At 67.7% G+C, this 12994-nt stretch carries 14 protein-coding genes and 1 tRNA gene; 5 read left to right on the forward strand and 10 right to left on the reverse strand.

Going from position 1 to position 12994, the window contains the following annotated elements:
* Nucleotides 1–158 precede the first annotated feature (158 nt).
* The 10 genes from ATO3_RS15225 to ATO3_RS29230 all read right to left on the reverse strand — a co-directional run bounded on the left by ATO3_RS15225 (nucleotide 159) and on the right by ATO3_RS29230 (nucleotide 7995).
* Nucleotides 159–232: transfer RNA gene (locus ATO3_RS15225), tRNA-Cys, on the reverse strand.
* 454 nt (nucleotides 233–686) lie between these two features.
* Nucleotides 687–1499 (reverse strand): metallophosphoesterase family protein, encoded by an 813-nt coding sequence (locus tag ATO3_RS15235; RefSeq protein WP_233152166.1) that lies wholly within the window; start codon nucleotides 1497–1499, stop codon nucleotides 687–689.
* A gap of 16 nt (nucleotides 1500–1515) precedes the next feature.
* Entirely contained in the window at nucleotides 1516–2469 is a 954-nt protein-coding gene (locus ATO3_RS15240; RefSeq protein ID WP_088650980.1) for a diacylglycerol/lipid kinase family protein, read from the reverse strand.
* Between the two features lie 341 nt (nucleotides 2470–2810).
* On the reverse strand, nucleotides 2811–3977 hold the full coding sequence (locus ATO3_RS15245; protein WP_088650746.1) for a cell envelope integrity protein TolA: 1167 nt from the start codon (nucleotides 3975–3977) through the stop codon (nucleotides 2811–2813).
* Entirely contained in the window at nucleotides 3974–4363 is a 390-nt protein-coding gene (locus tag ATO3_RS15250; protein WP_088650747.1) for an ExbD/TolR family protein, read from the reverse strand. Before ATO3_RS15250 ends, ATO3_RS15245 begins: the two co-directional genes overlap by 4 nt.
* On the reverse strand, nucleotides 4360–4743 hold the full coding sequence (locus ATO3_RS15255; RefSeq protein ID WP_088650748.1) for an ExbD/TolR family protein: 384 nt from the start codon (nucleotides 4741–4743) through the stop codon (nucleotides 4360–4362). Before ATO3_RS15255 ends, ATO3_RS15250 begins: the two co-directional genes overlap by 4 nt.
* The gene (locus ATO3_RS15260; protein WP_088650749.1) at nucleotides 4733–5395 is read right to left on the reverse strand and encodes a MotA/TolQ/ExbB proton channel family protein; all 663 of its coding nucleotides are present in this window, start codon (nucleotides 5393–5395) and stop codon (nucleotides 4733–4735) included. The genes ATO3_RS15255 and ATO3_RS15260 overlap by 11 nt, the downstream gene beginning before the upstream one ends.
* A complete protein-coding gene (locus tag ATO3_RS15265; protein WP_088650750.1) occupies nucleotides 5392–5853 on the reverse strand; it encodes a hypothetical protein in 462 nt (153 codons plus the stop codon). Before ATO3_RS15265 ends, ATO3_RS15260 begins: the two co-directional genes overlap by 4 nt.
* Nucleotides 5854–5907: 54 nt before the next feature.
* Complete coding sequence (locus ATO3_RS29225) at nucleotides 5908–6846, reverse strand: TonB-dependent receptor domain-containing protein (RefSeq protein WP_332888704.1); 939 nt, start codon at nucleotides 6844–6846, stop codon at nucleotides 5908–5910.
* A 12-nt stretch (nucleotides 6847–6858) separates the two neighbouring features.
* A complete protein-coding gene (locus ATO3_RS29230) occupies nucleotides 6859–7995 on the reverse strand; it encodes a TonB-dependent receptor plug domain-containing protein (protein WP_233152167.1) in 1137 nt (378 codons plus the stop codon).
* Nucleotides 7996–8301: 306 nt separating this feature from the next.
* Between ATO3_RS29230 and ATO3_RS15275 the strand changes: the two genes are divergently transcribed.
* The 5 genes from ATO3_RS15275 to ATO3_RS15295 all read left to right on the forward strand — a co-directional run bounded on the left by ATO3_RS15275 (nucleotide 8302) and on the right by ATO3_RS15295 (nucleotide 12960).
* A complete protein-coding gene (locus ATO3_RS15275) occupies nucleotides 8302–9372 on the forward strand; it encodes a hemin-degrading factor (protein WP_088650751.1) in 1071 nt (356 codons plus the stop codon).
* Entirely contained in the window at nucleotides 9372–10208 is an 837-nt protein-coding gene (locus ATO3_RS15280) for a heme/hemin ABC transporter substrate-binding protein (protein ID WP_088650752.1), read from the forward strand. The genes ATO3_RS15275 and ATO3_RS15280 overlap by 1 nt, the downstream gene beginning before the upstream one ends.
* Nucleotides 10205–11281 carry a FecCD family ABC transporter permease gene (locus ATO3_RS15285; RefSeq protein ID WP_088650753.1) on the forward strand — a complete coding sequence of 359 codons (1077 nt, stop codon included), beginning with the start codon at nucleotides 10205–10207 and terminating at the stop codon, nucleotides 11279–11281. Before ATO3_RS15280 ends, ATO3_RS15285 begins: the two co-directional genes overlap by 4 nt.
* Nucleotides 11282–11285: 4 nt before the next feature.
* Nucleotides 11286–12080: a heme ABC transporter ATP-binding protein gene (locus tag ATO3_RS15290; RefSeq protein WP_088650754.1), complete on the forward strand. Its 795-nt coding sequence runs from the start codon at nucleotides 11286–11288 to the stop codon at nucleotides 12078–12080.
* A gap of 226 nt (nucleotides 12081–12306) precedes the next feature.
* A complete protein-coding gene (locus ATO3_RS15295; protein WP_088650755.1) occupies nucleotides 12307–12960 on the forward strand; it encodes a protein-L-isoaspartate O-methyltransferase family protein in 654 nt (217 codons plus the stop codon).
* Nucleotides 12961–12994 lie beyond the last annotated feature (34 nt).

The raw sequence follows: 12994 nt of genomic DNA on the forward strand, positions 1-12994 counted from the left end.
AAACTGACCAAGGCGGGTGTCTAGGAAACTAGGGGCACCTCAGTCAGCCGGAAGCTGGAGCGAGCAAAGAAGCAGGAGAATATGGGTTGACTGTAAACGCATCTGTAAACGGCAGAGCCGCTACATTGCAAGGAGTGACGCAAGTGCTTGAAGTTAAATGGAGGCGAGTACCGGAATCGAACCGGTGTACACGGATTTGCAATCCGCTGCGTCACCACTCCGCCAACTCGCCTAGCCGCTGTGGTTGTAGTCACTTAGAATAACCCGCAGGGCAGTGCAAGGGGCCTGCCACACGGACGGCCGCAGTTTACCGTTTCGTGGGTGTCCCGTTCTCGCGCGTCTTGGCTGGCAACAGATCTGCGCGCCGCGGGCCCGGACGCGTCTGCGAACGTGCCGGGGGGCAGGGCCGAACCATCGCTTCGGTCCGGCCGGTGACGCCAGCGATCAACTGGTCGCTGCAGCCCGCGAACAATAGTTCCATGGCCGCAATCAGGATCTTCATGTTTATCGGGCGCCTGGCCGTTTGCAGAACCGCCATGGAACGCCGCCATGCAGCTTGCTGTTGAACATGCGGAGCGGGCAGCAAGCAATCCGGTGGGCCGCTTGCTCCGACTCAAGGTGAAGCGGTTGCCCGGCCGCGAGCCGTCCGACTTGACGTCGTTGTCATACGACAGGACGCCACCTGCCTAAGCGCGCCCGGCCAAGTCGTTCGACAGTTGCTCCCAGCCGGCCGCGTTGCGGCGGAACCGGGCGCTGCGGACCATGTCGTATCCACTGTCATCGGCGCGATTGGCATATCGGTCGACCTGGACCTGTCCGTCGCCGACCGTCAGAAGGTTGAAGTCGTTTTCCTCTCCGCGCAGCCGGCTCGACAAGACCGTACCGGCATGAACCTGAAGGACGGCCGGATCGTCGGGTCCCTTGCCGAAGACATCGACGCGCCAGCTGTGCAGGTGGCCCGACAACAGGATGTCCGTCCGGGCCTCGGCCAGGGCCGCGCGCGCCCTCTCCGCACCTAGGGTCAGCCGCTTCTCGTCCTCGGGGCGATGGTCCAGCGGGTGATGGGCGACAACGATCCGAAAATCCGTGTCCGGGCTGTCGGCGAACCCGTCCCGGACACACCTGAGCGAGGCGCTGCTGTACCGGCCCCTCTGCCAGCTGAAAGGGTTGGCCGAGTTCAGGCCGATGACCGACCAGCCCGGTTCATGGAATTCCGGAGCAAGATCCTCCGAGATCCATTTCCGATAGCGTCTCCACGGGAAGAACAGGCGTTCGATGGGCCGATGGAGCGGCGTGTCATGATTGCCGGGCACGACGAGGCAGGGGGATTCGATCCGGTCTATCAATTCGCGGGCACGCATGAACTGCCAGTCGCGGGCGCGCTGGGTCAGATCGCCCGAGATCGCCACGAGGTCGGGCGCCAGGTCGTTGACCCGCGCGATCAGGGGATCGAGAAGTTCCGGCCGGACGCGGCCGAAGTGAAGGTCGGACAGATGCAATAGTCGTTTCAAGAGATCAGCGAACGGTTTCCGTGAATTTGTGGGGGACGAGGACTTCGAGGGGCGTATCGGCAAGCTGCAGGCGGAAGGGACCGTCCATGTGGGTCCGTTCCCCGTCACGGGCGACAAGAAGCCGCTTGCCGCGCCGCGCGCGCAGTTCGAAACTGTCGCTGCAGATGATGTCGAAGTCCCGTTTGCGGCTGGCCTGGCCGGTCAGGACGGCCAGGCTGGACCGGATCATGCCAAGTCTTCCGCAATCCGGCGCGATCATCAGGGCCAGTTTGCCGTCCTCGATGCAGTTGGCGCCCTCCATTCCCATTTCCCGCAGCTGGAAGGCATTGTTGAAGACGAAGATGAGCGGGGTGCGCAGGACGGTGCTTTGACCATCGTTGCTGATCTCGATCTTCAGGGGACGCGGCCAGCGGAACAGCACCTTCAGGGCGGACCAGTAGGCTGCGGCCCGGCTGCGGCCCCAATAATCATAGATCTCTTCCCGAGAACGCAGAATATGCGGGTAAAGACCGAAGTTCGCGTTGTTAAGGAAGACCCTGTCGTTGAGCGTGGCGATGCGCAGGGGGCGGGCATGGCCCTTTGCGATGACCTCGACCGCACCGTCCAGCTCCTGCGGGATATCCAGCGACCGGGCGAAGTAGTTGAAGGTGCCGCGCGGCAGGATCCCAAGCCGGCATTTCGTGTCCTTGAGGGCCTCGGTCACGCCGCAGATCGTGCCGTCTCCGCCGGCCGCGACGATCGTGCCATAGCCTTTGTCCGCCACCTTCCTGACGGTCTCGGTCAGCGACACGTCGGGGTTCAGCTCGACGATGTCGGGTGACAAACCGTGCCTGGCAAAGGCCGTCGACAGGTCCTCGGACGTGGCATCGGCCTCCTGCTTGCCCGAGCGCGGATTGTGCAGGACACAAATGCCGTCGCCCTGTGTCGTCTGCTCCGGCTCCTGAAACTGAGTGGACATGTCGCCGCGCATCCTGTGCCTTTCGCTCTCGTGACCGCCAGGGCCGCTCCGGGTCGCGCACAATTGCCGAGCCGGGGGCGTGTCCCCGTGAGACCAAGCAGTTCACCGGTGCAAATGTTCCCGTCCGCGCGGCGGCCGCGCAAGTTTGGCGCCGGAATGCCGGTTTTCGCCGAGAGCTGACGCACCTGACCGCCCGTCGGCACAGGATCGTGCCGCGCATCATGCCGCAGCCGACGGCGGGTCCGCGGCATTCGGATCATCTGGTCGAGTCTGCGGGACTCCCTGGATCGCCTTCGCCCCCGCCGTCCCTGCGGAGGCGGGGGCCAAAAAGCCCGGGCCGGTCAGTTCTGGCCCGAGATCTTCACCGTGTAGCTTTGCGACTGGCCGTTGGGCGGCGCCGGGAACGGGGCGGCGCGTCGGATCTGCGTCACCGCGATCTCGTCCAGCCGGGCCGAGCCGGAACTGCGCGCCACGCCGACACCGGTCAGTTGGCCGGTGGGGCCGATGGTCAGCGTCACGATCGTGGCGCCGCGGACGTTGACCTGGCCGCGTTTGGCCCGGGCGATCCGGCGGAAGACCTTGCCGCGATAGTTCGACATCGCCGCATTGCCGGCCTCGCTGCTGGACGAATTCGACGTCGCCTGCCGCGCCGCCGTGGCAGAGGACGACCCGGTCGCCGCCCCGCGCGTGGCGTTCCGGTCGGAATTGCCCTGTGGCGCGGCCGTGGCGCGCTGCGGCGGTTCGCGCTCCGGCTTCGGGTCCGCCCGCCGCTGCGGCTGGGGCTCGGGTTCCGGCGGGCGAATGCTGTCGGGCCGGGTCGGCGGCTTGCGCGAGATCAGCGGCGCGGTGCTGTCGGGATCCTCGTTCTCCACCTGGGGCAGGGGGGGCTGCGCCGTGGGGGTAACGGGGGTGGTGACCGGCCTGGTCGGTTCCGTTTCGGTCGTCTCTTCGGTTTCGGGCGGCTCCTGCGGCGCCGGGGTCTGCGGGGTCATCGGGGTGACGGGCAGGGCGGTCTGGCGCGGGGTCTCCACGGGCTCGGTCGGCGCGACCTCCTGCGGGGGCAGCACGGCCAGGCCGGTGGTCTGTGAGGGCGCCACGGGCTCGGACGGGGTGGTCTCTGCCGGGGCGGAGGGCTGCGCAGGCTCGGTCACCTGAGGCGCGGTTTCGACCGTCTCGGTGGGCGGCGTGGTCTCGGTGGGCGGCGTCTGCGTGGGCGTCGCGGGCTCGGGCGGGGTTTCGGCGGTTTCCGTCGGCGCGTCGGGCTCGGTGGGGTCCGCCGGGGCCTCGGGGGTCATCTCCTCGGCGGTCACCGGTTCGGCCCGGCCCGCGCTCATGTTCTCGAAGCTCGAGCCAAGCGCCGCGGCCGCCGCGCCAGCGCCGCCTTCGATCTGGACCTGATCCCGGGGCTCGTTGCGCACCAGCGCCGTGGCATGTGCCGCCACCGCCAGCAGCAGCGCGATAGAACCGGCAAGGCGGGACCGGGGAATGCGTCGGGTCGACCGGGTCATTGCAGCCCCCGTTCCGAGACGAGCAGGATCCGTTCGGCGCCATGGCTGCGCAACTCGTCCGATATCGCGATCAGGTCCTTCGCCGGCAGGTCGCGGTCCGGCACGATGCGCACGACGGACCGGTCGTCGTCCGGCAGCCGCTCCATGAAGGCCGAGGCCGAGGTCAGCTCCACACCGCGCAGCCACAGCTTGCCATCCTCGTGGATGACCAGCGTATCCGGCGGCGCGCGGCCGTCGAGATCCTGCGCCTTGATCAGCGACAGGTCGGGATCGAGCGGCGGCGCCAGCGTGCCGGCGATCATGAAGAAGACCAGCATCAGGAAGACCACGTTGATCAGCGCGATCGTAGGCTCCTTGGGGCGGGCAAGGTTCGGGGCAATCTTCATCTCAGTACCACGGGTGTCAGGCCCGGCAGGCCGCGTGCCAGGGTCAGCACGTCAACCAGCTCCTGCGAGCTGGTGGCCTGGGCAGGGCTGATAAGCAGCAGCCGGGGGTCGGCGCCCTCGGGCGCCTCCAGCCGGGCGCGGAGCTCGTCCAGCGCCACGGGCGTGCCGTTCAGCATCAGCCCCTCGGGCCGCAGGGTCAGGAACAGGCGCTCGGCCTCGGTGTCGGCGCTGGCGCCCTGTCCGGCCGCCATCAGCTCGATCTCGCCATACTTGGTGAAGGTCGAGGTCAGCATGAAGAACAGCAGCAACAGGAAGATGACGTCGATCAGCGACGTCATCGACAGGCGCGAGCGCCGGCGCGTTGCGACCTCAAGAGCCATGGGCGCGCAGGCGGGCGGTGCCTTCGGCCATGGCCGCCTCGGGGGCGAAGATGGTGCGCAGGGCGCGGTTGGCGAAGACGCGGTCGCGGCGCATCCGGGCCTCGAACCAGTTCAGCACCAGCGAGGTCGGCATCGCCACGGCAAGGCCCGCGGCGGTGGTCAGCAGCGCGACCCAGATGCCGCCCGCTAGAAGCGAGGGATCGACCGAGGTGCCGGCGTTCTGCAGCGCGCGGAAGGCGTCGATCATGCCCAGCACGGTGCCGAAAAGGCCCAGCAGCGGCGCCAGCTGCGACACGATATCCAGCGCCGACAGCCCGCGTTCGAGCCGGGCAAAGCGGTCCTCGGCCTCGGCATCGGCGCGTTCGGCGTGGAACGTGTCGGCCTCGCCGCAGGCGCGGGCGATCACCGGGGCCAGGTAGCTGCGGCTTTGTTCGATCAGCATCGCGGCACGCGCGCGGTCGCCCCGGTCCCAGGCGTCCACCGCCTGGTCGAGGATCTTGTGGCGCCCGACGCGCGCGGCGCCGAACTGCCAGATCTTGTAGAAAATCAGGCTGGCGGTGACGACCGAGGTCGCCAGCAGGATCACGACGACGGGCCCGCCAAGGTCATAGACCGATTGCAGGGCCTCTCCGATCTGGGTGACAGGGTTCATCCGATCAGCTCCGTTCCGGTGCGCGTGGTCAGCTCCAGCCCGTCGATGCAGGCGCCGTCATCGGCGCCCGCGCAGGTTTCGGCCCCGTTGATCAGCACCCGGCTGATATCGGCGCAGGCCAGCCCGTCGAACTGGAACTGGCGCACGCGGGGGCGGCCCGAGGGCAGCTCCTGGAAGTCGAGAAGGGTCATGAGCGCGACCTGTCCTTCGCGCCCGAACAGAACCATTTCATAGACCGCCTGGGAGATATCGCCCCCGGTGCCGTTCCGGACCAGGAAGCTCATCCGGCAGGCGCTGCCGACATCGTCGGCGGCGCTCAGCTCGATCGACAGGGCCGCGGGCTCCGCGTCGGAGACCGTTTCGGCCTCCGCAGACTGGCCCTGCGCGGCAAGCGGGAACAGGCCCGCCGCGCAAAGCGCGATCACCTGGCTGAAAGACGTGGCTGGCGTAAGTGTCATGTCCGGGTCCTTGTTGAAGTGCTGTCCTGGTCGGAAAGGGGGGGATCGGCCCGCTCAGAATGTCTTGGCGAGCGAGACCTTGAAGTTGCGGCCCGGCGAGGGACGCGTGGAAAGGTAGGGGGTGAATTCCTTGTCGAAGATGTTCTCGACGCTCAGCCGGATTTCGGTGTCCTCCCAGATCCCGCCGGCCTGCGGCCGGTAGGTCGTCCGCAGGGCGTTGACGCCAAAGCCCGGGGTCCTGTCGCCGGTCGAGGTGGTCACGCCCTCGGACGCGGCCAGTTCCCAGCTGACATCCCAGGCCTGCCCGAAGCGCTTGCCCAGCGTGATCTCGGCGCTGTCGGCCGGGGCGTTGCGCCAGCGGCTGTCGACGCCGGTGACCGAGGTTTCGGTACCGTCCACCAGGTTGGCGTTGAAATCCACGTAAAGGCTGTTGTCATGCGCGTAGGAGGCTTCCATCTCGATGCCTTCCATCTCGATTTGGCCGACCGCGCTGTAAGAGGTCACATCCCAGATCTGCGTCTGGTAGATGTTCACCTTGGCCCGCACCGCGTCGCCTTCGGTGAACAGAGCGCTGCGTGCAAAGGATGCGCCGCCTTCCCAGGTGGTCGCCTTTTCGGGCTGGGTCATGAAGACCGGCGTGCCCAGGTCGTCGAGGATCGGCAGGCTTTCGGTATAGGCGAGCGAGCCGAAGACCGCGAAACCGCTGGCGAATTCATACCGCAGCGAGGCGCCGCCCATCAGCGCGTCGTTGTTGTAATCCTGCGGCAGGAAGGTGCCGGTGCCGTCCAGCTTCTGCGTCTCGTAGCGGACCGCCGGCGTGAAGGTCCACCCGCCCAGCTGCATGTCGTCCACGGCGAAGATCGCGAAACGGTCGTCGGTGCCTCCGGGTGCGGATTCGGCCTCCAGCCGGTCGCGGCGGATGAACTCGATCCCCGCGCGCAGGTCGTGGCTGACCGCGCCGGTGGCAAAGAACGCCTGGTTCTTCAGCGTCAGCTTGGTGGTCTCTTACCGCTGGTCGGCGTTGACCACGGCAAACCCGCTCTCTGGGAAGGGGAAGCCGCAGACGTAGGACGGGTAGGGCGGCACATCGCAGGACGAACTGCCCGGCACGTATTCCTGGTCGATCTCCTGGTCGGAATAGGTGAGGTTGGCGGTAAAGTTGATCAGGTCATTGCCGAGCGGGTTGAACTGATACTTCACCCCGACGACCCGCGTGTGGATGTCGCGGTCGACATTGCCGAACTGGTCGCCCGTGGTGCCGAAACTGTCATAGGGCACGTCGCGCTCGGCCGATGAGCTGTCGTTCAGCGACACGGTAACCGAGTGGGCGAGATCCTTGCCGAAGCTGTACTTGCCCTTGATCAGGTAGGACGGCAGCCGGAACGCCGAGTTGCCGATCGTGTTGCCGCCGCCGTCTTCCTGGTCACCCTGGTCGCGCAGGGTGTAGTTCAGCAGGAATTCGGCCTGTTCCGTCGGCTGCCAGGCCAGCGTCGACGAGGTCACGAATCCCTCGCCGTTGGACGAGCCTTCCAGCACCTGCCGGAACCGCAGCCCGATCTCGCCGCCGGTGTAATCCGAGGCGTCCTTCGTCTCCAGCTGCACCACGCCGCCGATCACGCCCGAGCCGTATTCGAACGATCCGATGGTGCCGCGGTTGACCGAGACTTCCTTGTAAAGCTGCGGATCGGTGAAGAGCTGGTTGCCGATGCGGTAGAGTTCCTCGGCGCCGGTGGTGGCGCCGTCGACCAGGATCAGGACCTTCTGGTCGGTGCCGTAGGTCGAATTCGACCCGAAGCCGCGGATGTTGATGCCGGACCCCTGCGGGGTCGAGCCGTTCACCAGCGTCACGCCGGGCACCGAATCGATCAGCTCGGCCACCGTGCCGGCCTGCCGGTCGTTGATCTCGTCCTGGTCGATGATGGTCTGCGCCTCGGCGGTCTGGGTCTGTACCTCACGCTTCGAGGTCCCCAACGCGATCTCTCCGAGATAGCTGTCGCCCAGCGTGGCGTCGGGCAGGTCGGTCTGGGCCAGCCCATCTTCGGCGGGCAGGATGTCCTCTACATCGGTCTCTTCACCGGTGCTGACAAAGACGTCCTCCGCCTCCTGTGCCGTCATCGGCCCGGCCGCGAGAGACAGCGCCATGACAGAGGCTGTCCCCGCAAGGATAGATCGGATCTTGGGTCCGCGCATGAGTGTTCCTTCGTGTCACAAAGTCTAGACCGGAAGGCTTGCGCGAGGTGGCTGGCACGGGTCGGTTTATCAAAATAGGCCGGGTCCCGGCCGGCTTATGACTTGAGGTCTCTAATTTAGGCGACTAAAACAGTCAACAAACAAGTTGCGCGGCCGAACGCCGTGCAGCAGCGCATACGCGCCGCCAGCGAGGGGCTCTCCGATTTTGGGGTAACCCAGCCAGTCATCAGCAGAAATCCTGAAGCTTCGAGGCCATTGATGACCCAAGACACCCCCAAACCGCCGCTGCGCACCGCCGCCGAGATCCGCGACGAGGCCGCGTCGATCGACAACATGCGCGCCCGCGAAAAGGCCGCGCACATGGGCCTGACCGAAGGCCAGCTTGTCGCCGCCTACACCGGCCACGGCACCACCCGGATCGAGGCGCATCCCGACGCGCTGATCCCCGCGATCGCCGCTCTGGGCGAGGTCATGGCCCTGACCCGCAACGACAGCTGCGTGATCGAGAAGGTCGGCGTCTACGACAATTTCCGCTCCGGCCCGCATGCCTCGATGATCCTGAACGACGCGATCGACATGCGGATGTTTCCCTCGCACTGGGTCTCCGCCTTTGCCGTCGAGACCGAGACGGACAGCGGCATCCGCCGGTCGGTCCAGGTCTTCGACGCCGCCGGCGACGCGGTCCACAAGGTCCACCTGCGCGACACCTCCTCGTTCGACGGCTGGGCGACGCTGGTCGAGAAGCTGAAGACCGAGGACCAGTCCGGCGTACTTGAAGTGACCGAGCGCAAGCCGACCGAGGCGGCGAAGTCCAACCCCGAGAAGGCCGAGATCCTGCGCGCCGAATGGGCCAGGATGACCGACACCCACCAGTTCCTGCGCCTGACGTCGAAGCTGAGGATGAACCGTCTGGGCGCCTATCGCATCGCCGGTGAACCGATGGTGCGCCGGGTGGGGACCGATACCGTGGCGCAGGCGTTCGAGGCCGTGTCGGAGCAGGGGATCGAGGTCATGGTCTTCGTCGGCAACCGCGGCTGCATCGAGATCCACGGCGGCCGCTGCGACACGCTGAAGGTCATGGGGCCGTGGTTCAACGTGATGGACCCTGACTTCAACCTGCACCTGCGGGCCGATCACATCGCCGAGGTCTGGGCCGTGACCAAGCCGACCCAGCGCGGCGACGCCGTCTCGCTCGAAGCCTTCGATTCCGAGGGCGGGCTGATCCTGCAGATCTTCGGCCGCCGCACCGAAGCGGGCGGCGATCACCGTCCGGCCTGGCGCGCCATCGTCGACGGCCTGCCCGCGCTGGAATCCGAGGAGGCCGCCTGATGCGCAGCCTTACCCTTGCCATTGGCCTCGCCGCCGCGCTGGCCACACCGGCGCTGGCGGCCGATGCCCGGGCCGACCGCATCGTCTCGATCGGCGGGCCCATCACCGAAATCATCGTGGCGCTGGGTCAGCAGGACCGGATCATCGCCCGTGACACCACGTCGAATTATCCGCCCGCCGTGGCCGAGCTGCCCGATGTCGGCTATGCCCGCGCGCTCTCGCCCGAGGGCGTGCTGTCGGTCGATCCCGATCTGATCATCGCCGAGCAGAACTCCGGCCCGCCCGAGACGATCGAGGTGCTGGAAGACGCCGGCGTGTCTTTCGTGCGGGTGCCGGATGCCTATTCGGTCGAGGGGGTCGCCGAAAAGATCCGCATCGTGGGCGAGGCGATCGGCGAGCCCGAGGCGGCCAGGCAACTGGCCGACGAGGTCGCCGCCGACCTGCGCGCCGCGATCCGCCCTGTGACCGATGACGCGCCCGGCGTGCTCTTCATCATCTCCGCCAAGGGGGGGCGCATCACCGCCGGGGGGCAGGGCAGCTCGGCCGACGGCATCATCGCGATGGCCGGCGGCCGCAACGTGATGACCGACATCCAGGGCTACAAGCAGGTCTCGGACGAGGCGGTGGCCCAGGCCAACCCCGACGTCATCCTGATGATGGACCGCAAGGGCGATCACGGCCTGACCGACGAGGCGCTCTTCTCCATGCCCGCCATCGCCCCCACCAATGCGGCGGAAAACAAGGCGGTGGTGCGCATGGACGGCATGCTGCTTCTGGGCTTCGGGCCGCGCGTGGCCGAAGCGGTGACCGACCTGTCGGCCGCGTTGCAGCAATGAGCCTCGCCGACGCGCCCCTCTCCCGGGCCGCCCCTCCGCGCGACCGGGTGCAGGGCGCCCGGCGACTTACCTTCGTGCTGGTGGCGCTGCTGATCGTGGTCTCGCTGACCTCGCTCTCCTCCGGCGCCACCGGAACCGCGCTGTGGCCCGCGCTCAAGGCGCTGGCCACGGGGCAGGAGCTGTCGGCCCTCGACCGGGTCGTGCTGCTCGACATCCGCCTGCCGCGCCTCATCCTGGGCCTGCTCGTCGGCGCCGCGCTGGCCGTGTCGGGCGCGCTGATGCAGGGCCTTTTCCGCAACCCGCTGGCCGATCCCGGGATTGTCGGTGTCAGCGCCGGCGCCGGGCTGGGCGCGATCCTGGCGATCGTGCTGGGCAGCCTGCTGCCCGTGGCGCTGCAACAGGCGCTCGGCTCCTACCTGATCTCCATCGCCGCCTTCGTCGGCGGCTGGATCTCCACCATCCTGCTCTACCGCGTCGCCACCCATGGCGGCCGCACCTCGGTCGCCACCATGCTGCTCGCCGGCATCGCGCTGGCCGCACTTGTCGGAGCGCTGTCGGGCATCCTCGTCTACATGGCCGACGACACCCAGCTGCGCGATCTGACCTTCTGGGGCCTCGGCTCGCTCGCCGGCGCCACCTGGACCAAGGTCGCCGCCGCCGCACCGATCATCCTTCTGGCGCTCGTCGTCGCACCGTCCCTCGCGCGCGGCCTCAACGGGCTGGCCCTGGGCGAGGCGACGGCCATGCACCTCGGCATCTCGGTGCAAAGCGTCAAGCGCATCGCCATCCTGACCGTCGCCGGGGCCACCGGCGCCGCCGTGGCGGTCTCGGGCGGCATCGGCTTCGTCGGCATCGTCGTGCCGCACCTGCTGCGCCTGGCCACCGGCCCCGATCACCGCACGCTGCTGCCCAATGCCGCGCTTCTGGGCGCCACGCTGCTGGTCGCCGCCGACATGATCTCGCGCTCCATCGTCGCCCCGGCCGAGCTGCCCATCGGCATCGTCACCGCCGTTCTCGGCGCGCCGGTCTTCCTGGCGATCCTTCTCAAACGCCGCAACACGCTGGGATTGTAGCCCCATGATCGGAAACGACATCCGCGTGACCCTGGGCAAGGCCGAGATCCTGCACGGCCTCGATTTCCAGGCCCGCCCCGGCCAGGTCACCGCCATCGTCGGCCCCAACGGGTCGGGCAAGTCCACCCTCATCAAGGCCCTGACCGGAGAGCTTGCCGCGACCGGCAGCATGCTGCTGAACAACCGACCCATCGACACGCTCCGCCCGTGGGAGCTCGCCTCCACCCGGGCGGTGCAGTCGCAAAGCACCACCGTCGCCTTTCCCTTCACGGTGATCGAGGTGGTGCGCCTGGGCCATTCCGCCGGCCCCTGGGCGGCGGAGCCGGGCATCCCCGAGGCGGCGCTCGCTCGGCTCGGCCTCGACGGCTACGCGGGCCGCTACTACCACGAATTGTCCGGGGGCGAACAGCAGCGCACGCAGTTGGCCCGCGTCCTGTCGCAGGTCTGGCACCCGGTCTTCGACGGCCAGCCCGCCTGGGTCTTCCTGGACGAGCCGGTCTCAAGCCTGGATATCGGGCACCAGTTCGTGGTCATGGACCTGCTGGCCGGCTACGCCCGCGCCGGCGGCGGCGTGATCACGGTGATGCACGACCTGAACCTGACGGCAATCTATGCCGACCACGTGGTGCTGATGAAGGACGGCGCCGTGCTGGCGCGCGGCACGCCGTCGGAGGTTCTGACCGATGCCACGCTCAGCCGCGCCTACGATCACCCGCTGCGCGTGAACCAGCCCGCGCCGCACGGCGTGCCCTATATCCTGCCCCAGGCGTGCCGCGCCGCCGCCGGCGGGGCCGGGTGAGCCTTCGCGCCGCGCGGGGCGGGGCAGGGCCTGCGTGCGGGAGCTTGGGCGCGACTGTCGCCATCCCCTTCGGATCCGCCCGCGCGGCCGGATGTCCTGCGCAAGTTTGCGTCGCCGTTCAGCTTTCGGAAAGCATGGGGCGATATGCCGGGGGCAAGGGCCGTTGCCGGGGCCGCCGCTATATGCGACAAGCCGGAAAGACGTCGCCAACGACAAGAGCCAGGCCATGACAGATTTCGAAGCCCGCCGCCGCATGATGGTCGATACCCAGGTACGCCCCTCGGACGTGACCCGTTTCCCGATCATCGACGCCATGCTGACCGTCCCGCGCGAGACGTTCGTGCCGGATGCCTTCCGCGAAACGGCCTATGTGGGAGAGCATATTCCTCTCGGCCGCGACCGCGTGGTTATGGATCCGAGGGTCCTGGCGATGATCCTCGACAAGCTGGACCTGACGGGCGACGACCTCGTTCTCGACCTCGGCAGCGCCTATGGCTACTCGGCCGCCGTGATCGCCCATATCGCCCAGGCCGTCATCGCCGTCGAGGGCGACGAGGATCTCGCCTCCGAATCGCAGGGGCTGCTAAGCGATTATGGCGCCGACAACGTGATCGTCGAACAGGGCGACATGGCTGCCGGCGCGCCCGAGCACGGGCCTTATGACGTGATCATCGTCGAAGGCGGGGTGGAAGCCGTGCCCGCGGCGCTGACCGACCAACTGAAGGAAGGCGGCCGCATGGCGGCGATCTTCGTCGACGGCGCGCTTGGCGTGATGCGGGTGGGCCACAAGCACAATGGCAAGATGACCTGGCGTGACGAATTCAATGCAGGCGTGCCCGTTATGCCGGGCTTCGCGAAGGAAACGGCGTTCTCGTTGTAAATAGGCACCATCCCGGCGCCGGATCCGTGACGTC

Origin of the sequence: Marinibacterium profundimaris (genome assembly GCF_002210095.1) — a bacterium.
In the GTDB taxonomy this organism is placed as follows: Bacteria; Pseudomonadota; Alphaproteobacteria; order Rhodobacterales; family Rhodobacteraceae; genus Marinibacterium; species Marinibacterium profundimaris.

Bases quoted from the DNA above. Each gene is read 5' to 3' on its own strand.
- ATO3_RS15285 (WP_088650753.1), top strand. From the start codon at position 10,205: ATGAGCCTCGCCGACGCGCCCCTCTCCCGGGCCGCCCCTCCGCGCGAC.
- ATO3_RS15295 (WP_088650755.1), top strand. From the start codon at position 12,307: ATGACAGATTTCGAAGCCCGCCGCCGCATGATGGTCGATACCCAGGTA.
- ATO3_RS15245 (WP_088650746.1), bottom strand. From the start codon at position 3,977: ATGACCCGGTCGACCCGACGCATTCCCCGGTCCCGCCTTGCCGGTTCT.
- ATO3_RS29230 (WP_233152167.1), bottom strand. From the start codon at position 7,995: ATGGCGCTGTCTCTCGCGGCCGGGCCGATGACGGCACAGGAGGCGGAG.
- ATO3_RS15255 (WP_088650748.1), bottom strand. From the start codon at position 4,743: ATGGCTCTTGAGGTCGCAACGCGCCGGCGCTCGCGCCTGTCGATGACG.
- ATO3_RS15280 (WP_088650752.1), top strand. From the start codon at position 9,372: ATGCGCAGCCTTACCCTTGCCATTGGCCTCGCCGCCGCGCTGGCCACA.
- ATO3_RS15265 (WP_088650750.1), bottom strand. From the start codon at position 5,853: ATGACACTTACGCCAGCCACGTCTTTCAGCCAGGTGATCGCGCTTTGC.
- ATO3_RS15290 (WP_088650754.1), top strand. From the start codon at position 11,286: ATGATCGGAAACGACATCCGCGTGACCCTGGGCAAGGCCGAGATCCTG.
- ATO3_RS15275 (WP_088650751.1), top strand. From the start codon at position 8,302: ATGACCCAAGACACCCCCAAACCGCCGCTGCGCACCGCCGCCGAGATC.
- ATO3_RS15260 (WP_088650749.1), bottom strand. From the start codon at position 5,395: ATGAACCCTGTCACCCAGATCGGAGAGGCCCTGCAATCGGTCTATGAC.
- ATO3_RS15240 (WP_088650980.1), bottom strand. From the start codon at position 2,469: ATGTCCACTCAGTTTCAGGAGCCGGAGCAGACGACACAGGGCGACGGC.
- ATO3_RS15250 (WP_088650747.1), bottom strand. From the start codon at position 4,363: ATGAAGATTGCCCCGAACCTTGCCCGCCCCAAGGAGCCTACGATCGCG.